At 70.3% G+C, this 20,358-nt stretch carries 17 protein-coding genes and 1 tRNA gene; 4 read left to right on the top strand and 14 right to left on the bottom strand.

All coding sequences use genetic code 11. The features are described 5' to 3' along the window. Nucleotides 1–62: 62 nt before the first annotated feature. Entirely contained in the window at nt 63–710 is a 648-nt protein-coding gene (locus M878_RS74475; RefSeq protein ID WP_023549890.1) for a TetR/AcrR family transcriptional regulator, read from the bottom strand. Nucleotides 711–865: 155 nt separating this feature from the next. On the opposite strand from M878_RS74475, the gene M878_RS74470 reads away from it, so the two are divergent. Then, the gene (locus M878_RS74470) at nt 866–4,417 is read left to right on the top strand and encodes a S41 family peptidase (RefSeq protein WP_023549889.1); all 3,552 of its coding nucleotides are present in this window, start codon (nt 866–868) and stop codon (nt 4,415–4,417) included. 175 nt (nt 4,418–4,592) lie between these two features. On the opposite strand, the gene M878_RS74465 is transcribed toward M878_RS74470, so the two are convergent. The 4 genes from M878_RS74465 to M878_RS74450 form a co-directional block, all read right to left on the bottom strand. After that, on the bottom strand, nt 4,593–4,844 hold the full coding sequence (locus tag M878_RS74465; protein WP_023549888.1) for a hypothetical protein: 252 nt from the start codon (nt 4,842–4,844) through the stop codon (nt 4,593–4,595). Between the two features lie 117 nt (nt 4,845–4,961). After that, the gene (locus M878_RS74460) at nt 4,962–5,846 is read right to left on the bottom strand and encodes an SDR family oxidoreductase (RefSeq protein ID WP_023549887.1); all 885 of its coding nucleotides are present in this window, start codon (nt 5,844–5,846) and stop codon (nt 4,962–4,964) included. Continuing rightward, the gene (locus M878_RS74455; protein ID WP_023549886.1) at nt 5,843–6,808 is read right to left on the bottom strand and encodes an alpha/beta fold hydrolase; all 966 of its coding nucleotides are present in this window, start codon (nt 6,806–6,808) and stop codon (nt 5,843–5,845) included. The genes M878_RS74460 and M878_RS74455 overlap by 4 nt, the downstream gene beginning before the upstream one ends. Beyond that, complete coding sequence (locus M878_RS74450) at nt 6,805–8,460, bottom strand: flavin-containing monooxygenase (RefSeq protein ID WP_023549885.1); 1,656 nt, start codon at nt 8,458–8,460, stop codon at nt 6,805–6,807. The genes M878_RS74455 and M878_RS74450 overlap by 4 nt, the downstream gene beginning before the upstream one ends. A 242-nt stretch (nt 8,461–8,702) precedes the next feature. On the opposite strand from M878_RS74450, the gene M878_RS74445 reads away from it, so the two are divergent. Next, nucleotides 8,703–9,338, top strand: a complete 636-nt coding sequence (locus M878_RS74445; protein ID WP_031225699.1) for a MerR family transcriptional regulator — start codon at nt 8,703–8,705, stop codon at nt 9,336–9,338. A 47-nt stretch (nt 9,339–9,385) separates the two neighbouring features. Here the strand turns inward: M878_RS74445 and M878_RS74440 are convergent, their stop codons facing one another. Further along, nucleotides 9,386–10,189 carry an exodeoxyribonuclease III gene (locus M878_RS74440; protein WP_031225698.1) on the bottom strand — a complete coding sequence of 268 codons (804 nt, stop codon included), beginning with the start codon at nt 10,187–10,189 and terminating at the stop codon, nt 9,386–9,388. 82 nt (nt 10,190–10,271) lie between these two features. Here M878_RS74440 and M878_RS74435 point away from each other — a divergent pair, with 82 nt between their 5' ends. Then, complete coding sequence (locus tag M878_RS74435; protein ID WP_023549882.1) at nt 10,272–10,748, top strand: GNAT family N-acetyltransferase; 477 nt, start codon at nt 10,272–10,274, stop codon at nt 10,746–10,748. A 120-nt stretch (nt 10,749–10,868) separates the two neighbouring features. On the opposite strand, the gene M878_RS74430 is transcribed toward M878_RS74435, so the two are convergent. The 7 genes from M878_RS74430 to galU form a co-directional block, all read right to left on the bottom strand. Next, nucleotides 10,869–10,942 (bottom strand) — tRNA-Ala (locus M878_RS74430). Nucleotides 10,943–11,068: 126 nt separating this feature from the next. Then, the gene (sepX, locus tag M878_RS74425; RefSeq protein WP_023549881.1) at nt 11,069–12,304 is read right to left on the bottom strand and encodes a divisome protein SepX/GlpR; all 1,236 of its coding nucleotides are present in this window, start codon (nt 12,302–12,304) and stop codon (nt 11,069–11,071) included. A 210-nt stretch (nt 12,305–12,514) separates the two neighbouring features. Beyond that, nucleotides 12,515–13,195, bottom strand: a complete 681-nt coding sequence (locus tag M878_RS74420; RefSeq protein ID WP_023549880.1) for a GNAT family N-acetyltransferase — start codon at nt 13,193–13,195, stop codon at nt 12,515–12,517. Nucleotides 13,196–13,215: 20 nt separating this feature from the next. After that, entirely contained in the window at nt 13,216–13,716 is a 501-nt protein-coding gene (locus M878_RS74415; RefSeq protein ID WP_023549879.1) for a MogA/MoaB family molybdenum cofactor biosynthesis protein, read from the bottom strand. Continuing rightward, nucleotides 13,713–14,192 carry a cyclic pyranopterin monophosphate synthase MoaC gene (gene moaC / locus M878_RS74410; RefSeq protein WP_031225696.1) on the bottom strand — a complete coding sequence of 160 codons (480 nt, stop codon included), beginning with the start codon at nt 14,190–14,192 and terminating at the stop codon, nt 13,713–13,715. Before moaC ends, M878_RS74415 begins: the two co-directional genes overlap by 4 nt. Nucleotides 14,193–14,329: 137 nt before the next feature. After that, nucleotides 14,330–15,652 (bottom strand): molybdotransferase-like divisome protein Glp, encoded by a 1,323-nt coding sequence (gene glp, locus M878_RS74405; protein WP_023549877.1) that lies wholly within the window; start codon nt 15,650–15,652, stop codon nt 14,330–14,332. Then, nucleotides 15,649–16,560, bottom strand: coding sequence for a UTP--glucose-1-phosphate uridylyltransferase GalU (gene galU, locus M878_RS74400; protein ID WP_031225695.1), 912 nt, complete (start codon nt 16,558–16,560; stop codon nt 15,649–15,651). The genes glp and galU overlap by 4 nt, the downstream gene beginning before the upstream one ends. Nucleotides 16,561–16,700: 140 nt before the next feature. Between galU and M878_RS74395 the strand changes: the two genes are divergently transcribed. After that, entirely contained in the window at nt 16,701–17,282 is a 582-nt protein-coding gene (locus tag M878_RS74395) for a 5-formyltetrahydrofolate cyclo-ligase (RefSeq protein WP_078630660.1), read from the top strand. A gap of 130 nt (nt 17,283–17,412) precedes the next feature. On the opposite strand, the gene M878_RS74390 is transcribed toward M878_RS74395, so the two are convergent. Next, nucleotides 17,413–20,229, bottom strand: coding sequence for a penicillin acylase family protein (locus M878_RS74390; RefSeq protein ID WP_023549874.1), 2,817 nt, complete (start codon nt 20,227–20,229; stop codon nt 17,413–17,415). Nucleotides 20,230–20,358 lie beyond the last annotated feature (129 nt).

Here is a 20,358-nt window from a genome sequence, read left to right as displayed (position 1 = left end):
TGACGTCAGGTGGTGGGCTTACTCGGGGATCAGAAGATGATCACATGGTGATCGGGTGGTGATCAGGTGGTGGGAACGCCGAGGGCGGGGAGGACCACGGCGTCGATGTACGACAGGAGGAAGGCCTGCGTCGGCGGCCGCTCGTCGATGAGCGTGCGGGCGGCGAACCCGCCGATCATCATGTGCATCACGTAGTCGATCGCGGGGTTGTCCGCGCGGACCTCGCCCCGGTCGATCGCCCGTTGCAGCACACGGCGGAACGCCGCCATCTCCGGCTCGATGAGATGGTCCTTGAACGCGCGCAGCAGGTCCGGGTTGCCGTGCATGGCCATCGCCAGACCCCGCATCAGCGCGGAGTTCTGCTCCATCTCGCAGTCGTCGGAACGCAGGGTGAGGGCGTGCAGGTCGCCCCTGAGCGATCCGGTGTCGACCTCGTCGGCGAAGCCGCCCGGCTTGCCGTGCCGCACCGCCTTCGCCACCAGCTCGGCCTTGCCGCCCCACTGGCGGTAGAGCGTCGCCTTGCTGGACTTGGTGCGCGCGGCCACGGCGTCCATGGTGAGGGCGTCGTAGCCGACCTCCCGGAGCAGGTCGAGCACGGCCTCGTACAACTCGGCCTCGCGCTCGGGCGTGATCCGACTGCGGCGCCCCGGTGCAAGCACCGGCTCCACCGGAGCGGCTGACGCCGCCCCCTTGGATGCGACCTCGGTCATGCCACCCACCTTCTTGCTGCGGAGCCTCCTGCTTCGTACCACCATGAAGATACCCTGCCAGCATGCGAAACGAAACCGTTTCGTACGTGTCTTGTATCACGGACGTGAGAACCGCATAAGTTGCTGGGTCCCAGCTGGCGGAAAAGCATGGGGAGGTGAGCTATCTGCGCCTTCCCCACCTCAGCGGCGACCTGCTGTGCTTCGTGGCCGAGGACGACCTCTGGCTGGCTCCTCTCGACGCCCCCGGCCGGGCCTGGCGGCTCACGGCGGACCGTACGAAGACCGGGCACCCGCGGTTCTCGCCCGACGGCAGACAGATCGCGTACACGACCTGGCGCAGCCTCGTGCCCGAGATCCACCTGGTCGGCGTCGACGGCGGTCCCGCGCGGCAGCTGACGTACTGGGGCAGCGCCGACACCCAGGTCTGCGGCTGGGATCCGGACGACCACATCCTGGCGGTTGCCTCGCACGGCCAGCCCTTCTCCTACTTCACCTGGGCCTACAAGGTCCCCACCGACGGAGACCCCGGCGGCCGGCTGCCCTGGGGCCCGGTCGCCGACATCCAGGTCGCCGACGTCGCCGGCGAGCACAAGACCCTCCTGCTCACCGGCACCCCGCCGCACGAACCGGCCTCCTGGAAGCGCTACCGCGGCGGCGCCATGGGCCGGCTATGGCTGCACGGCAAGCAACTCGTGCCCGACATCGGCGGCCATCTGGCCTGTCCCATGTTCGTCGCCGGCCGGATCGCCTTCCTCTCCGACCACGAGGGCGTCGGCAACCTCTACTCCTGCGCCCACGACGGCACCGATCTGCGCCGCCACACCGACCACGAAGCGTTCTACGCCCGGCACGCCTCCAGCGACGGCACCCGGGTCGTCTACCAGTGCGCCGGCGACCTGTGGCTGGTCGACGACCTCGCCCCGGACGCCGTACCGCGCAAGCTGGACATCCGCCTCGCCGGGCCGGCCACCGGACGCCGCCCGTACCAGGTGCCGGCTGCGCAGAACGTCGACGGCATCTCCGTGGACGAGACAGGCCGGGCCAGCGCCGTCGTCGTACGCGGCAGCCTGTACTGGCTCACCCACCGCGAAGGCCCCGCCCGTACGATCTCCGACACACCCGGCGTGCGGGTACGGCTGCCGGAGATGCTGGGCACGACCGGTCAGGTGGCCTATGTGACGGACGCCGAGGGCGAGGACGCCGTGGAGATCGCCCAGCTGCCCCGCGCGACCGGCGACCGCGCGCCCCGCCGGCTCGCCTCCGGCGAACTGGGCCGCGTCCTGGAACTGGCCTGCGACCCGGAGGGCGAACGACTGGCGGTCGCCTCGCACGACGGGCGGTTGCTGCTGATCGATGTGTCGGAGGGGGAGGGTGGAGAGGGCGGAGAGGGCGGAGAGGGCGGGAAGGTCCAGGGGGGCGACGGTGAAGCCGCCGCGAGCGGCGACGGCGAGGGCGACGGATCTGCAGCAGGTCCGGGCGAAAAGGGCGCGAGCGCTACGGAAGGCGCGGACGAAAAGAGCACGAGCGCTGCGGCAAGCACGGACGAAAAGAGCACGAGCACCGCGGGACCTGCGGACGAAAAGAGCACGAGCGCTGCGGCCGGAGCCGACGAACAGAACAGCGGACCTGACGAACAGGGCAGCGGACCCGCTGAAGCCGCCGGAGCCCGTGTCACCGAGCTGATCCGCTCCGTCAACGGCCCCGTCCGCGACCTCTCCTTCTCCCCGGACGGCGCGTGGCTCACCTGGTCCCACCCGGGCATCGGCCGCTCCCTGCGCCAGATCAAGCTGGCCCGGATCAAGGACCGGCTGATCGTGGACGTGACCAACGGCCGCTTCGAGGACGAGAACCCGGTCTTCACCCGGGACGGCCGCTACCTCGCCTTCCTCTCCTGGCGCGGCTTCGACCCGGTGTACGACGTCCACACCGGCGACCTGTCCTTCCCGCTCGGCTGCCGCCCGTACCTCGTCCCGCTGAACTCGGTGACCCCCTCCCCCTTCGCCCTGAACCCCGAGGGCCGACCGGCCGCCGGCGGGCTCGACCCGGTCGAGGACGAGGAGACGGGCGAGGCCGGCACGGTGACGGTGGAGGTGGAGGGCCTGGCGAACCGGGTCACCCCGTTCCCGGTGATCGCCTCCAAGTACTCCGCGCTGTGCCCGGTCGCGGGCGGCGGACTGGTCTGGCTGCGCTGGCCGATCTCCGGCGCGCTCGGCGAGACCTTCGTCAACCCGGCCGACATCAGCGGTCGCCCGACGCTGGAGTACTTCAACATCACCAAGGCGAAAAAGGCCGAACTGGTCGGCCACATGGACTGGTTCGCGGTCAGCGGCGACGGCACCCGGCTGGTCGTCGTGGACGAGGGCGATCTGCGCGCGGTGCCCTCCACGGAGTCCGGTGACGCGGACACGACCGTCTGGATCGACCTGCGCCGCATCCTGCACGAGGTCGACCCGCCCGCGGAGTGGCGCCAGGCCTTCGACGAGGCGGGCCGGATCATCCGCGGCTACTTCTGGGACCCGGGCATGTGCGGCATCGACTGGGACGCGGTGCTCGACCAGTACCGCCCGCTCGTCGAACGGGTCGCCTCCCCCGACGATTTCGCGGATCTGCTGCGGGAGGTCCTCGGCGAACTGGGCACCTCGCACGCCTACGTCACCGCCGCCCGCCGCAACGAGGGCCCGCCCCACTACCAGCGCTGGCAGGGCCTGCTCGGTGCCAACCTCGTCCGTCGCAACGGCCACTGGGTGGTCAAGCGCATCCTGCCCGGTGACTCCTCCGACTCCAAGGCCCGCTCACCGCTGGCCGGCACGGGCATCCGCGAGGGCGCCGTCCTGACCCACGTCGACGGCCGCCCCGTCGACCCGGTGACCGGACCGTTCCCGCTCCTCGCCGGCTCCGGGGGTACGACCGTGGAGCTGACGTTCACCCCGGCGGACATCTCGGCGGAAGGGGCGTCGGGCCGAGCCCGCCGGGTCGCCGTCGTCCCACTCGTCGACGAACGGCCGCTGCGCTACCAGGACTGGGTCGCCAAACGCCGCGAGGTCGTACGGGAGTTGAGCGGCGGCAAGTGCGGCTATCTGCACATCCCCGACATGGGCGGCTCGGGCTGGGCCCAGTTCAACCGCGACCTGCGCATGGAGGTGTCCCGGCCCGCCCTGATCGTGGACGTACGCGGCAACGCCGGCGGGCACATCAGCGAACTCGTCATCGAGGCGCTGACCCGGACGATCCTGGGCTGGGACCTGACGCGGGACGCGCAACCGGTGTCGTACACCTCGAACGCGCCGCGTGGCCCGATCGTGGCTCTGGCCGACGAAGCGACGTCGTCGGACGGCGACATGATCACGGCCGCCTTCAAACTGCTGAAACTAGGGCCGGTGGTCGGCCAGCGCACCTGGGGCGGTGTGGTCGGCATGACCGGCCGCCACCGGCTGGGCGACGGCACGGTGATCACGGTGCCGATGAACGCGGCCTGGTTCGACGCCTACGGCTGGTCCGTGGAGAACCACGGCGTCACCCCCGACCTGGAGATCATGCGCACCCCCCTGGACTGGGCAGAAGGCCGGCACGCCCAGATGGACGACGCGATCCAACTGGCCCTGGACCTCCTCGAATCCAACCCCGCCGCAGTCCCCCCCGACTACAGCGACGCCCCCAACCGCTCCCGCCCAAATCTCCCGCCCCGGGCGAAGCGAGGGGTGAAGTAGGTGAGCCCTCAAGAGGCGCATGCGTGGGACGCGTGGGATCTACGCGCCAAGGGGCAGGCTGCCAAGGGGCGCGGGGAACTGCGCGACAAGCCCCCACCCACCCGACGCAGGGCGGGCGCCCTCCACAAAGAAGGGCGCCCCAAACCAAGCACCCGGCCGAAGCCGAGCGCAGCGACTACGCGTCGTAGTCCCGGTTGAAGCGGTCCTGCATCTCCCGCTCCGTGTCCTCGATGTCTCGCATGTTCTCGTGCTTCTGACCACGCTGCGGTTGCTGGCCACGCTGCGGTTGCTGGCCACGCTGCGGCTTCTGACCACGCTGAGCCTGCTGGCCACGCTGGCCGGCCCGCTCACGCCCCTCGTCGAGCTTCTCCTTGGCCTTGTTCTGCGACGCGTTGGCCTGGTCCTTGAACTGGTCCTTCATACCCATGTGGGTTCACTCCTGTGGTGAGTGAGGGTGGGGGTGACCCTGGGCGAGGCCCCTCACCGGGGCCCGTCGGCGGGGCCTCGACCAGATTCACACGGGCGACCAGGGAGCGCATGTGGATCAGTTACGGTGCGTGGCTCGCGCCGCTTCGTCGGCCGCTCCCCCCGCACCCACGAGTCCCGAGCGCATCCCCTGCAGCCGCGGCGCGAACCGCTTCATCTCGCGCTGCCCGACCGTCCCGATGATCCCCGGCAGATACCCGCGCACGCCCTGCATGCCGCGCAACCACCACTGTCCGTACACATGCGCCGAGCGCCGCTCGATCCCGGCGACCAGCCGGTCCACCGCCGGCCCCAGCGGGTACGTCTTGTTGGACGGCCACGGCAGCCGCTGCCGCAGCTCGCGCATCACGTCGTCCTGGTCGGCGCCGCGCACCATGTCGGTGTCGGTCCACGACAGGTAGCCCACGCCGACGCGCACGCCCTGGTAGCCGACCTCGGCGCGCAGACAGTGCGCGTACGCCTCCACGCCCGACTTGGACGCGCAGTACGCCGTCATCATCGGCGCCGGGGTGATCGCGGCGAGCGAGGCGATCTGGAGCAGATAGCCCCGGCTCTCCGTCAGCACCGGCAGGAACGCCCGCGCGGTCACCGCCGAACCGATCAGGTTCACCTCGATCACCCGCCGCCAGGCCTGCGGATCGGAGTCGACGAACGGACCGCCCGACGCCACACCGGCATTGGCCACCACGATGTCGACCTTCCCGAACCGCGCCTTCACCTCCCGCGCGATCCGGCTCATCGTCTCGTGGTCCGTGACGTCGGCGTACCAGTAGGCGCTGTCGCTGTGCAGACGCGAGGAGACCTCCTTGAGCGCCTCCTCCTCCAGCCCGACCAGCGCGACCTTCGCGCCGCGCGCGGAGAGCTTGCGCGCCAGCAGCTCACCGACACCGCGCGCCGCTCCGGTGACGACCGCGACCTGCCCTTCGAGGCTGACCCTGCTCATGCGCCCTCCTTGATCTGCGCCGGGGTGGCACGGTTCTCGCCCTCGGGGCTGGTCCCCGTGACGGTGACATACGTGGTGACGAGGTCCCGGATCCTGCCGGTCACCAGGTCGGGTGCCTCGATCGGAGTCATGTGGCCGACGCCGGTCAGCTCGGTGAGGCCGACGCACTGCGGCAGCGCGGCGACCAGCGCGCGGGCGTGCACGGGGGGCGTGAGCCGGTCGGACGCGCCGTGCACGACCGCGGTGGGCGCGTGCAACTCCCGTACGCCGTGGTCGAGATCGAGTGCCTCGAGCACACCGGCCCAGGCGTGGCGCACAGCGCGCGGACAGGCGTGTACGATCCGCGCGCACGCCTCCACCATGTGCGGGGCGGAACCGGCTCCCATGGTGGCGTACTTGAGGATGCTCTTCGCGACCGGCGTGACCGGCCCGAGCGGGGCGCGCGAACCGAGAACGCGCCCGGTGATCCAGGTGCGCACACGCCCGGCGCGCAACGGCACCACACGCGCCTCCGCGACCAGCCGCGAGCTGCCGGTGCTGCACAGCAGGACGGCGGCGGCATGTTCGCGGAAGCGGGGGCGCGTGGCCGCGGCCATGACCGTCATACCGCCCATGGAGTGGCCAACGATCAGCGCCTTCTCTCCGCGCGCGAGCGTCTGCGCGAGCACCGCCTCCAGATCGTCCGCCAGCGCGTGGGTGGTACACGCGGGGCTCGCGGGGCTGCGCCCGTGCCCCCTCTGGTCGTACGCGATCACCCGGTGGTCCTTGGTCAGGTCCCGTATCTGCGCGGCCCAGAAGGCGGTCGAGCAGGTCCAGCCGTGAGAGAGGACGACAGGGGGCGCGTTCTCAGGCCCGTGCACCTCGACGTGCAGCCGCGCGCCGTCGGCGGAGACGACGGTGAGCTCGCGGGCGGGGGTGGGCGGGGCGTACGGTCCGGAGGCCACGAAGGCGAGACGGCTCATGCGGCGCCCTCGCTCTGCTGGGCGTCGGCGATGCGCGCGGGCGCGGACTTACCGGTGGCGCGCGCGGGTCGCTTGGTTGTGCGCGCGGGCTCGCCCGCCTTCTTCACGCCGCGGCCTGCGCCGTCCGCGTCGCCGTCGGCGTCCTTCACGCCGGGCTTGCGGATGACCACGTACTCCCCCAGATCCACCCGCTGGGTCGCGCGCCGGAACTCGGACGTCGTACCGGGCCAGATGGTGGTGTTGCGGCCACTCGCGTCCAGGTACCAGCTGGTGCATCCGCCGGTGTTCCACACGGTGCGCTTCATGCGCTCCTGGACCGTGCGATTCCAGCCCTCGACGGCAGCGGGCCGGGCATCGAGGGCCGTACGGCCTCCCCCAGTGCCTTGAGGGCCTGGGGGGACCCCCAGGACTTCCAGTTGCCGCAGATAGTCGGCCATGTAGTTCAGCTGGGACTCGATCATGAGGATCATGGAGGAGTTCCCGAGGCCGGTGTTGGGCCCGATGATGGTCATCCAGTTCGGGAACCCGGCGGCCGTGGCGCCGCGCAGCGCCTGCATGCCGTTCTTCCAGGAGTCGGCGAGGGTGACGCCCTCCGCCCCGACCACCCGCTCGGCGATCGGCATGTCCGTGACGTGGAAGCCCGTGCCGAAAATGATCGCGTCGACCTCGGCCTCGGTGCCGTCGGCCGCGACGACGGTCGACCCGCGGATCGCGCTGAGCCCGCTGGCGACGACGTCGACATTCGGCTTGACCAGCGCCGGGTAGTACTCGCTGGACAGCAGGATCCGCTTGCAGCCGATGCGGTAGTCGGGGGTGAGCTTGGCGCGCAGGGCCGGGTCCTTGATGGCGCGGGCCATGTTGCGCTTGGCGAGCTGCTCGACGAGCCCGAGTTCGTCGGGGTGCTTGGTGAACGCCTGCACCTGCAGCTCCCGGATGCCCCACAGCAGGCCCCGCCTCAGCTGGGTGGTGAAGGGCAGCGACCGGTGCAACCAGCGCTCGGCGCCGCTGATGGCACGGTCGACGCGGGGCATCACCCACGGCGGGGTGCGCTGGAAGAGGGTGAGCCGGCCGACCTCGCGCTGGATCGCGGGCACGATCTGGATGGCGGACGCACCGGTGCCGACCATGGCGACGCGCTTGCCGCGCAGGTCGTAGTCGTGGTCCCAGCGGGCGGAGTGGAATACCTCGCCCGGGAAGGACTCCAGGCCCGGAATCTCGGGGATCTTCGGGTCGGAAAGCGGCCCGGTGGCGGAGACGACCACGTCGGCGGAGAGCGACCCGCGCGTGGTCTCGATGTTCCACCGCAGGTTGTCCGCGTCCCAGGTCATCAGCTTGACCTCGGAGTCGAAGCGGATGTGCCGGCGCAGTCCGAAGAGGTCGGTGACGTGCTCCAGGTAGGCGCGGATGTGCCGCTGCCCGGAGAAGGTACGCGGCCAGTCGGGGTTGGGTGCGAAGGAGAAGGAGTAGAGGTGGGAGGGCACGTCGCAGGCGCACCCGGGGTAACTGTTGTCCCGCCAGGTGCCGCCGACGCTGTCCGCCCGCTCCAGGACGACGAAGTCGGTGATCCCTTCGCGGCGCAGCCGCACGGCGGCTCCCAGCCCGCCGAACCCGGACCCGATCACCGCCACCCGTACATGCTCGTGCTGGGCCATCCCGAAGCCTCCACGCATCACCTTGGACTCTGCCAGTAAACACTGGCGCAATGGGACTGTAGAGCAGCGCCCTACCAAGCGGTAGGGGTCGGGAAGGGAAAGTTACCGGCGGTACAACATAGGCTGCGGATGTGGCAGACGACGGTGCACTCAGGGCGAGCCAGGGCGGCCGACACGAGGAACGGGACGGCGCGCACGGCGCACGCCACGGCGCGATGGACACCGGACCGCGCGAGTACCGCATGGGGGAGCTGGCGCACCTGGCCGGCATCACCGTGCGCACACTGCGCTTCTACCGCGAGCGCAAGCTGATCCCGCCGCCCCGCCGCGAGGGCCGTATCGCCTGGTACGACGACCACCACCTGGCTCGTCTGCGCACCATCGCCGCCCTGCTGGAACGCGGCCACACCCTCAACGGCATCGCCGAACTGGCCGAGGCCTTCGACCACGGCCGCGACGTCGCCGACCTCCTCGGCGTCGGCGGCCCCACCGAGGAGGAACCGGTCCGCCTCACCCCGGAGGAACTCGCCGCCCGCTTCGAGGGCGAGGTCACCCCCGAGAACCTCGCCGCCGCCATGGAACTGGGCTACCTGGGCACCGACGGCGACGAGATCGTCCACATCAGCCGCCGCCTGCTGGACGTCTCCTCAGCGCTGGTCCGCGAGGGCATCCCGCTCGGGGAGGTCCTCACGGCCGCCGCCCGCGTCCGCGAACACGCCGATGCCCTGGCCGAGCTCTTCTCCGACCTGATCCTGCGACACGCCCCAGAGGAGGACCTCCACCGCCTGCGCCCCCTGGCCCGCAGCGTGGTGGAGGCGGAACTCTCCCTGGCCATGGACCGCCGCCTCAACAAGGGGACAGGCGCGAGGGAGACCTGAACGCGCCCCGGCGCATCTGACGACGCGCGCGCCTGCAGGTCGTACGCCTACAGGTCGTAGACGACCGTCACCGGCGCATGGTCGGACCAGCGCTCGGCGTGCGTGGCCGCGCGCTCGACGAAGCCCTTGACGGCCTTGCCGGCGAGACCGGGCGTGGCGACGTGGTAGTCGATACGCCAGCCGGAGTCGTTGTCGAAGGCCCGCCCGCGGTACGACCACCAGGTGTACGGCCCCTCAACGTCGGGGTGCAGGGCGCGTACGACGTCGACGTAGCCGCCCTCTTCGGCGGCGAGCACCCGGCCGAGCCACTCCCTCTCCTCGGGCAGGAAGCCGGAGTTCTTGGTGTTGCCGCGCCAGTTCTTGAGGTCGGCCTCCTGATGGGCGATGTTCCAGTCGCCGCAGACGACCACCTCGCGACCGTCGGCGGCGGCTCGCTCCCGCAGCGCCTTGAGGTGGGCGAGGAACTCGCCCATGAAGCGGACCTTCTCGTCCTGCCGCTCGGTGCCGACCTCGCCGGAGGGCAGATACAGGGAGGCCACCGTGACGCCGGGCAGGTCGGCCTCGACATAGCGCCCGCTGCCGTCGAACTCGGCCGAGCCGAAGCCGACCCGGACGCGGTCGGGCTCGCGCCGCGTGCAGAGGGAGACACCCGCGCGCCCCTTGGCTGCGGCCGGGGCGTGCACGACGTGCCAGCCGTCGGGCTGGCGCACCTGCTCCGGTAGCTGGTCTGGTTCGGCACGCACCTCCTGCAGGCAGACGACATCCGCGGAGGTCTGCGCGAGCCACTCTACGAAGCCCTTCTTGGCGGCGGCCCGCAGTCCGTTCACGTTCACCGAGGTCACAGTCAGCACCAGGGCACGATACCGGCACACTGGACGAGGTCCACCCGCGCAGCCCGACGATCAACGTCCGCATAGAAGTACGGTACTCAGCATGAACATACGTCGTGTTCGTTTCGATCACCCCGACGCCGTCAAGCTCAACGACGAGGTCCAGGCCGAATACCACGTGCGATACGGCGATGGCGGCGACGCCACGGCCCTCGACGCAGCCGACTTCGACCCGCCCCGGGGCGTGTATCTGATCGCGTACGACGAGCACGGCCACCCTGTCGCGACCGGCGGCTGGCGCAGCCAGGATCACAACGACGAGGGCAACACAGACGGCGACGCCGAACTCAAACGCATGTACGTGATCGCAGACATGCGGGGCCGAGGGCTCGCGCGCCGGATACTCACGGCCCTGGAGGAGGATGCCCGCGCCGCCGGCCGCCTCCGCATGGTCCTGGAGACGGGCACCAAACAGCCGGAGGCCATCGCCCTGTACACCTCCAGCGGCTACGAACCGTGCACCAAGTTCGGCTACTACCGCCACCACGAGGAGAGCCGCTGCTACGCGAAGGCACTCTGATTCTGTAACTCGGATCACACCAGGCCCGCTTGAGCCAGGCGGGCCTGCACGCGAGCCACGGCCGCGCACATAAATGATGGAGCCCCTGTCGACTACTGCCGACAGGGGCTCCATGCTGCGTGGACCTGAGGGGATTTGAACCCCTGGCCCCCTCGATGCGAACGAGGTGCGCTACCGGACTGCGCCACAGGCCCTTGCAACGAGTGAAACTTTAGCATCCCGATCGGGGTGCTTGGAAATCCGCTCCCTCACTGGTCACGGCGGGGGTTTCCGTAGGGGCGCGCACGGCCCGGAGAGCGCCGAGGAGGGTGGGAGCGGGGTCACTCGTTGGCCGCGCGCGGGCGGTCGCCGTCCTCGTACTGATCGAAGAGGGGCGTGCGTCCACGCTCGCGCGCCCGGCGCGCGGAGGCCGCGCGGCGCGCGTCGCTGCGGCCGTCCGCTGGGTTACCCCCGGACGCGGACGCCTGCTCGCCCGCCTCACCCTCCGGCGCCCGGCTCGCTCCGCGCTCCGGCACGACCGAGCTGGAGCGCGCCGAACTCCATGTGTCGGGCGCCCCCAGATCCACATCGGAGGTGGCACGTGGCGCGACCGGCGCGGTCACGTACGTCGGCAGGGGCACCGGCACCGGGTCCCAGCTGTCCCCGCCGGGCCGCCGCTGCCGCTCGCGCTGCTGATCGACCCACTCGGCGTGATCCGTCTGCTCGACCAGTGCACGCCGGTCTGCGGCGAGCGCGGCGAGCCCGGTGTCCGTCCCAGCCTCCGGGGCATCCTCCGGTTCGTCCGCGCCGGGGCTCGCGTCGAGAGACGCGCGCCGACGCGGCTGGCGCTCCCGCTCCCGCAGCCGCTGAGCTGCAACCTCGGCGCGCCGACGGTCCATCTGGTAGGCGAAACGACGGCGCTCCTGGGAGCGCAGGTACGCGATGTACCCGCTGAGCAAGACGGCCGGTACGGCGGGCACCCACAGGAAGGCGAGCCCGCCGACAGCCGCAACGACGGCGCCCAGTGTGAAGGCGAAGAAGAGCATCACGGTGGTGCGCCTACGACGCGCAAGGACCTTCGAGCGCCGGGCGCGCGCTGCGGCCGCCTGCGCCGAGGGAGAGCGCCGCGCGGACGGCACCCGCTTCGACGCGGGTACGGAGCCGGATGCCGGCGCCGAACCGGACGCGGGCTTGGGCGCGGGCTTGGGCGCCGGCTTGGGCGCCGGCTCGGCAGCCTGTTCGCGTGCCGGTTCGGCCCTCCCGGGCACCCCCGGCTCGGCGTCGGTGTGCACCTGACGTCGGGTCGGAGGCATGGCGAACGCCCGGACGTCCACCGAATCGGTGACGGCGTCCGGGGCGCCGGTGTCCGGCTCCCCCTCCTGGGCGGAGCGCGCCCGCAGGTCCTTGGCGTACCGGCGCTCCATTCCCGCCTTTCCGGACAGCAGCCGGATGGCGGTGCTGAAGCGTTCCGTCGGACGGGCCTCGTTCAGCTCGTCCTGCCTACGGAGCCACATCGGCACCAAGTAGGCGGCCCAGGCCCCGACAATGACTGCGTAGATGAGGCCGCTGCTGCTCACATCTCACACCGTAGAGGGGTTTGCGCGGGGCCATCCGCCAATTGGGCCGGTGTGTCGCACGATCTGGCTGATATTTCCAGCATTTTTTGCGATCGATGCGATCAACGGGCTGCCACAGCCGCGAATTCAGCACCCCGAGACGGTCAACACTCGATCAATTTCGAACATATATTCAATTTCCGAGGGCTGGGCGGGATTCCCCGGCGTGTTCTACGGATTGCGCGCCGGGCCGGATGCGCCCGGCGCCCCCGAAGCACCACTCGCACCCTCTCCGTCGTCCGCACGCCCGGTGCGCCGCTCTCCCTGAGAGCGTGCCCGCTTCCACCGCGCGAGCAACCCGTCGGGCACCTCTTCCGCGGTGAGCGCGAAGACCAGGTGGTCGCGCCAGGCCCCGTCGATGTGGAGATAACGGGGCCGGAGCCCCTCCTCACGAAATCCGAGTTTCTCCACGACCCGGCGGCTGGGCCGGTTCTCGGGACGAATGCAGACCTCGATGCGGTGCAGCCCGACGGTGTGGAAACAGTGGTCCACCACGAGCGCGACAGCCGCCGGCATCACCCCGCGCCCGGCCACCGCCTCGTCCACCCAGTAGCCGATATGCCCCGAGCACATCGATCCCCAGGTGATCCCCGCGACAGTCAACTGCCCGACGAGCCGCCCCTGGTATTCGATGACGAACGGCAGCATCCGGCCCGCGTTGGCCTCGGAACGCAAGTGCCGGACCATCTGGCGGTAGGTCGGCCGGTGCGCGATCGGTCCGCTCGGTGTGGGCGGCGGGATGGTCGCCTCCCAGGGGCGCAGCCAGTCCCTGTTGCGCCGGTTCACCTCGCGCCAGGCCCGCTGGTCGCGCAGCCTTATCGGCCGGAGGACGACGTCGCCGTCCGCCAGCACGACGGGCCAGGATGGGCTGTTCAGTTCGCACCCCCGCTACTGGGTCTGGGGTGGTCGCCGCCGCGGATCTGGTCGACGGCGTGGATCAGCAGGGGCTCCAGCACGGCGAGGCCGTCCTTCACCCCGCCCGTGGAGCCCGGCAGATTGACGATCAGGGTCCGCCCGGCCACCCCGGCCAGGCCTCGCGAGAGCGCCGCTGTCGGGACCTTCTCCCGCCCGAACGCCCGGATGGCCTCCGCGATGCCCGGCACCTCGCGGTCGATCACCGCACGGGTCGCCTCGGGCGTGCGGTCGGTGGGCGAGATCCCGGTGCCGCCGGTGGTGACGATGGCGTCGTACCCGGCGTCGGCCCCCGCGCGCAGGGCCGCCTCCACGGGGTCCCCGTCTGGAACGACCTGAGGGCCGTCGACGTCGAATCCGAAGCCCTTCAGGCCGTCGGCGATCAAGGGGCCGCCCTTGTCCTCGTAGACTCCCGCGGCAGCCCTGTTGGAGGCGGTGACCACCAGAGCGCGGTAGGTCATGTCCGGCTCCAGTCGCCCGACTTGCCGCCCGTCTTCTCCTCCACCCGCACGTCCGTGATGACCGCTCCCTTGTCGACCGCCTTGACCATGTCGATCACGGTGAGCGCGGCGACCGTCACGGCGGTGAGGGCCTCCATCTCGACGCCCGTACGGTCCGTCGTCTTCACGGTGGCCTGGATCTCCACGGCGTCGTCCGCGACCGACAGATCCAGTTTCACACCAGACACTGACAATGGGTGGCACAGCGGGATCAGGTCCGGGGTGCGCTTGGCACCCATGATGCCGGCGATGCGCGCGGTGGCGAGGGCATCCCCCTTGGGCACTCCCTCGCCGCGCAGCAGCTCGACCACGCGAGGTGAGACGAGGACGCGCCCACTGGCCCGGGCGGTGCGCGCGCTCACGTCCTTCTCGGATACGTCGACCATGCGAGCAGCGCCCGCCTCATCGATGTGTGTCAGTCCGTCCTGCGTACTCATGCTGTGTGCCGCTCCCGGTCCGGGCCCGTCACAGTGCGGTGCACGGGCCTGTTGTGCGCGACACGGTACCGCCATGTCCGCGCAGGCACCGGCCCAGGACCCCTGTGGGGCTTGGCGCCCGCGCACGCACGCGTGCCTCAGCCGAGCAGCACGACCTCCACCTCGGCTCCGGGATCGACGGACTCCACGTCCTCGGGGACGACGATCAGCGCGTCGGCGTGCGCCAGCGCCGCGATCAGATGCGAGCCGGAACCGCCGACGGGGGCCACCTCGCCGTCGCCGTACGTACCGCGCAGGAACTGCCGACGCCCCTTGGGCGAGCGCAGCGCCTTGTCCGCCTTCAGGGTGGCCCGGGCCCGGGGCCGGTTCACGTCCGTGAGGCCCATCAGGGCGCGGATGGCTGGACGGACGAACAGCTCGAAGGAGACGTACGACGACACCGGGTTACCCGGCAGAGCCAGCAGCGGTGTGTGGTCGGGGCCGACGGAGCCGAAGCCCTGCGGCTTGCCAGGCTGCATGGCGAGCTTGCGGAACTCCACGCCGCCGCCCGCCTCGTCCTCGTCGCCTACGTGCGACAGCGCCTCCTTGACGACGTCGTACGCCCCGACGCTCACCCCGCCCGTGGTCACCAGCAGGTCGGCGCGGACGAGCTGGTCCTCGATGGTGGCGCGGAGGGTCTCGGCGTCATCGACGACGGCGCCCACCCGGTAGGCGATGGCGCCGGCGTCCCGCGCGGCGGCGGTGAGGGCGAAGCTGTTGGAGTCGTAGATCTGGCCGCGGGCCAGTTCCTCGCCGGGCTGGACGAGTTCGCTGCCCGTGGACAGGACGACCACGCGCGGACGCGGGCGCACGCGTACCGTGCCGCGGCCGATTGCGGCCAGCAGTGCGATCTGCGGTGGGCCGAGGACGGTCCCGGCCTCCAAGGCGCGGTCACCGGCCTTCACATCGCTGCCCTTGGCGCGCACGTGCGCGCGTGCCTCGGCGGGGCGGTGCACGCGCACGTGCCCCTCGGCGCCCTCGGGGGCCAGGCTGCGGGCCCGCATGCCGCTCACCGGACCCTCGCCGAGCCCGCCGTCGGTCCACTCGACGGGGACCACGGCCTCGGCGCCTGGGGGCAGCGGGGCGCCGGTCATGATGCGGGCGGCCTGGCCGGGGCCGACCCGGACCAGGTCGGCCGCGCCCGCCGCGACATCGCCCACGACCTCCAGGACGGCCGGGAACTCTTCGCTGGCGCCCGCGACGTCCGCGATCCGCACCGCGTACCCGTCCATGGAGCTGTTGTCGAAAGGCGGCAGGGACACCGGCACCGTGACGTCTTCGACCAGGACGCAGCCCTGGGCATCGAGCAGCTGCAGCTCGATGGGTTCGAGGGGGCGGACGGTCTCGAGGATGTCCTCCAGGTGCTCGTCCACCGACCACAGGTGGTCCGGGCCGGCGGGGCGGGTCGCGGCGCTGCTCAAGATTGCTGCATCTCCTCGGCTACGTAACTGCGAAGCCAGGTCCGGAAGTCCGGGCCCAGGTCTTCACGTTCGCACGCGAGTCTGACAATGGCACGCAGATAGTCGCCACGGTCGCCGGTGTCATAGCGGCGGCCCTTGAAGACGACGCCGTGCACCGGTCCGCCGACCTTCTCGTCCACGGCGAGCTGCTGGAGGGCGTCGGTGAGCTGGATCTCTCCGCCGCGGCCCGGCTCGGTCTTGCGCAGTATGTCGAAGATGTGCGGGTCCAGGACATAGCGGCCGATGATCGCGTAGTTCGACGGGGCGTCCGCCGGATCCGGCTTCTCGACCATCCCGGTCACCTTGACGACGTCGCCGTCGGCGGTCGCCTCCACGGCCGCGCAGCCGTAGAGGTAGATCTGCTCGGGCGCGACCTCCATGAGGGCGATCACGCTGCCGCCGTGCTGCTCCTGTACGTCGATCATGCGCTGGAGGAGCGGGTCGCGCGGGTCGATCAGATCGTCGCCCAGGAGCACCGCGAAAGGCTCGTGGCCGACGTGCGGGGCAGCGCACAGCACGGCGTGCCCGAGTCCCCTGGGGTCGCCCTGACGCACGTAGTGCATGGTCGCCAGGTCGCTGGACTCCCGCACCTTCGCCAGCCGCTCGGCGTCGCCCTTCTTCTGGAGCGCCGATTCCAGCTCGTAGTTGCGGTCGAAGTGGTCCTCGAGCGGACGCTTGTTGCGCCCGGTGATCATGAGGACGTCGTCTAGACCCGCCGACACGGCCTCCTCGACCACGTACTGGATCGCGGGCTTGTCGACGACCGGCAGCATCTCCTTGGGAGTGGCTTTGGTAGCCGGCAGGAACCGAGTGCCGAGGCCCGCCGCGGGAATGACAGCCTTGCTGATCCTGGGGTGCGACTGAGTCATGCCCGCCACCATATCCGGTGCCTTTGTCGGAAAACTGTGGCTCCGATTGGTTGACCCTTTATGACTGCATTGAACAATCAAGAAGGACGCGAGAACGACCCGTGGAACACATCGGACGCACGAGCCAGCCTGACAAGCGCATGTTGCGGCGGGAGTTCCTCTCGGTGAGGAACAGGTTGACGCAGGATGACGTCGACGCGACAGGGCGCGCGCTGGCGGAGCGTGCACTGGAGCTGGCCGAGCTGGCGCATGCGCGCACGGTGGCGGCGTACGTCTCCGTGGGGAGCGAGCCCGGCACGTCGGCGCTGCTGGACGCGCTGCGCGCGCGGGGCGTGCGGGTCCTGCTCCCCGCGCTCCTGCCCGACAACGACCTGGACTGGGGCGAATACGCCGGCCCGGGCTCCCTCGCGCAGGTCCAACACGGCGGGAAAATGGCGCTTTTCGAGCCCTCCGGGACGCGTCTCGGCCCGGACGCCGTCACAGCCGCGGACGTCGTCCTGCTGCCTGGGCTCGCGGTCGACGCGCGTGGGATGCGCCTGGGGCGCGGCGGAGGGTCGTACGACCGCGCACTGGCTCGTCTGGAGCGCGCGGGCGCACACCCCCGGCTCGTGGTGCTGCTGTACGACACGGAGGTCGTCGCGCACGTCCCGGCGGAGGCGCACGACAAACCAGTGCACGCGGTGGTGACGCCCTCCGGCGTGCGCCGCTTCCCGAGCGCCTGACCGAGCGCCCACGCCCCGCTGCGTCAGCCGACAGCACAACGCGCCATCGATACGGCACTGCCCCGTACGACGAAACGGCCCTCCACGCGTGCGTGTGGAGGGCCGCTTCCCGTGCCGTGTCGTCAGTGGCTCACGGCTTGAGGACGAGTGTGTCGCTCGTGCTCTGGTCGACCGCCTTGTCCGAGAACGACCAGGGCAGCAGCTCGCCCTTGGCCCACAGGCTCGTCTGGTCCGTGTAGTGCGCACTGAAGGCGTGCCCGGAGGCGCCGGTCAGGTTGATCCACTTGGACTTGTCGAGGTCGGCGAGGTTGACGACCATCCGCATGGACGGCACCCAGACGACGTTGTAGCCGCCGGCGGCGTTCCAGCCGGTCGCGTTCACCGTGGCCTCGCCGCCGCTGAGCTTCCAGGGGCCGCGGTTGAGGATGTACTGCAGGACCGTGGGGCCGTCGGTGCCGAGTGTCTGGTTCTTCAGGAACAGGCGGTGCAGCCGGCCCCAGCTCCAGGTGTCGATGTCCTTGCCGAGCTTGGCGGTCAGCTCCCAGCGGGCGTCGATCATGGCGCGCGCGAAGAGCTGGTCCACGTTGTTCGCGGCCGGACGGGTGCCCGACTTGGGCGTCTTCCACCAGTCGCTGTCCGGCTTGTCCATCAGGGTGCGCACGACCTCGAACCAGCGGTCGCCGCCATCCGGCTGCGCCTGGTCGGTGTCGCGCTCGCCGCACTCGCGCACCTTGGTGTTGTCGTCGACCGGGCCAGTGCTGTTGATCTTGGGGACAGACAGGCACTGTCCGTCGACGCGCAGCTCCTTGGGGAGCTTGTTGCCGAAGGCGAGCTTGAGGATGTTGCGCCAGACGGCGTTGAAGTAGGCGGCCGCCGCGGAGTCGGCGTCCTGGGTGTAGTCCCAGCCCTCAAGCAGCTTCTGCGCCTCGCGCACGTTCTTGTCGTCGAGGTTGATCTTCAGCAGCCTGGGCACCAGGAGCTTGGCGATCTCACTGCTGTTGTCCAGCTGCATCTGCCGCATGTCGTCGGTGGAGATCTTGCCGCCGTCCTTGATCTTGGACTCGATCAGGTCGGTGATGCGCTGACTGCGGGTGCCGTAGCCCCAGTCCGTGGTGAGCGTGTACGGGTACTTGCCCTTGTCGACCACGGCCTGGTTGGCGGTGACGATGTAGCCGCGCTCGGGATCGAACTCGTAGGGGAGCTCGTTCTGCTTGATGAAGCCCGTCCAGCGGTACTTCGAGTCCCAGCCGGGCGCGGGGATGGAGCCATCGTCGGCGGCGGAGCGGGTGGGGATCTTGCCGGGCAGCGTGTAGCCGATGTGGCCGTCGGTGTCGGCGTAGACCAGGTTCTGCGAGGGCACGTCGAAGAGGGCGGCGGCCTGGCGGAACTCGCTCCAGTCGGCCGCCCTGTCGATGGCGAAGATGGCGTCCATGGAGGTGCCCGGGTCCAGCGCGGTCCACCTCAGGGCGATGCCGTAACCGTCGCCGCGGTCGGGGGCGGCGGTGTTGACCGTGGCTCGCTTGCCGACCTGGACGAGTTCGTCGTCGCGGTCGGACAGCAGTGGCATGCCGTCCTGGGTCTGGCGCACGACGATCGTCTTGGACGTGCCGTCGGCGACCTTGATGGTCTCCTCGCGGGTCTTGAACGGCCGGACCTTGCCGTCGTACAGGTAGCCGTTCGCGCTCACCTTCTCCAGGTAGAGGTCGGTAACGTCGACCTCGGAGTTGGTCATGCCCCAGGCGATGCCGGCATTGTGACCGATGATCACACCGGGCATGCCGGCAAAGGTGTAGCCGGTCACGTCGTACTGGCATGTGCTGGAGACGCTGCGGCAGTGCAGGCCCATCTGGTACCAGACGGACGGGAGCGACGCCGACAGGTGCGGGTCGTTGGCGAGCAGCGGCTTCTTGGTGATGGTGTACTTCCCGGACACCACCCAGGAGTTGGAGCCGATGCCCTGGCCGTTCACGCCGACGGCGGTCGGGACATTGTCCAGGACGTTGTAGAGGCCCGCCAGCTGGCTTGTGAGCGTCGATCCGGTCGTGGACGAGGCGGAGGAGCTGGTCGCGCCCTTCGTGGCCCCAGAGGCGCTTGTGGCGCCGCCGGCCTTACCGGTCGCGCCCGTCGTGCCGGTGCCCTGAGAGGTGCCCGTGCCGCCGCTCTGCCGGAAGGACTTGGTCAGCTGGTTGTACTGGCCCTCCTGGACGATCGGCTTGTTGCGGCTGTACGGGTACTCCGGGTACAAATCCTGGATCTGCTGCGGGCCGAGCCGGCTGGTCATCAGCGCGCGGTCGATCTCGTCCTGCATGTTGCCGCGCAGGTCCCAGGCCATCGCCTTCAGCCAGGAGACGGAGTCGACCGGGGTCCACTTCTCCGGCTTGTAGTCGTTGGTGAAGCCCAGAGCGGCGTACTCGAGGGAGATGTCCTTGCCGTCCTTGCCCTGAAGGTAGGCGTTGACTCCCTTGGCGTACGCCTGGAGGTACTTCTTCGTGGAGGCCGACAGCTTGGTGTCGTACTCCTGCTCGGCGATCCGGTCCCAGCCGAGGGTGCGCAGGAACTCATCGTTCTTGACCTGGCCCTTGCCGAACATCTCCGACAGGCGCCCGGACGTCATGTGCCGGCGCACGTCCATCTCGTAGAACCTGTCCTGCGCCTGCACGTAGCCCTGCGCCATGAACAGGTCCTCGTCAGAGGACGCGTAGATCTGCGGGATGCCGTTGCCGTCCCGCTTGACGTCGACCGGCCCCGACAGGCCGTCGAGCGTGATCGAGCCCTTGGTCTGCGGGAAGGAGGCACGGACGGTGCTGATCGACCAGTACGCGCCGTAGGCGATGCCTCCGATGATGGCCAGTACCAGTACCAGCACGATCAATCGGGCTTTGCGCCCCTTCTTCCTGCCGGACTCGGCGGGCTTGTCACCCGTTGTGGCGGTGGTGTTGGGGGGCATCGCTGTCCTTGCTGTCCTAACGCGAGCGGCAGGTCGGGCTGTGACTTTGAATGAGCGCTGGAGCAACCATAGGCGCAGGGCCCTGCGCCGCTTGACGCGGAGTGGGGAACCAGCGCGCACGAGCGTTCG

Source organism: Streptomyces roseochromogenus subsp. oscitans DS 12.976 (genome assembly GCF_000497445.1).
Lineage (GTDB): Bacteria > Actinomycetota > Actinomycetes > Streptomycetales > Streptomycetaceae > Streptomyces > Streptomyces oscitans.
The sequence above is the reverse complement of the archived record's forward strand: the minus strand, read 5'-3'. Positions and strand labels throughout refer to the sequence as shown.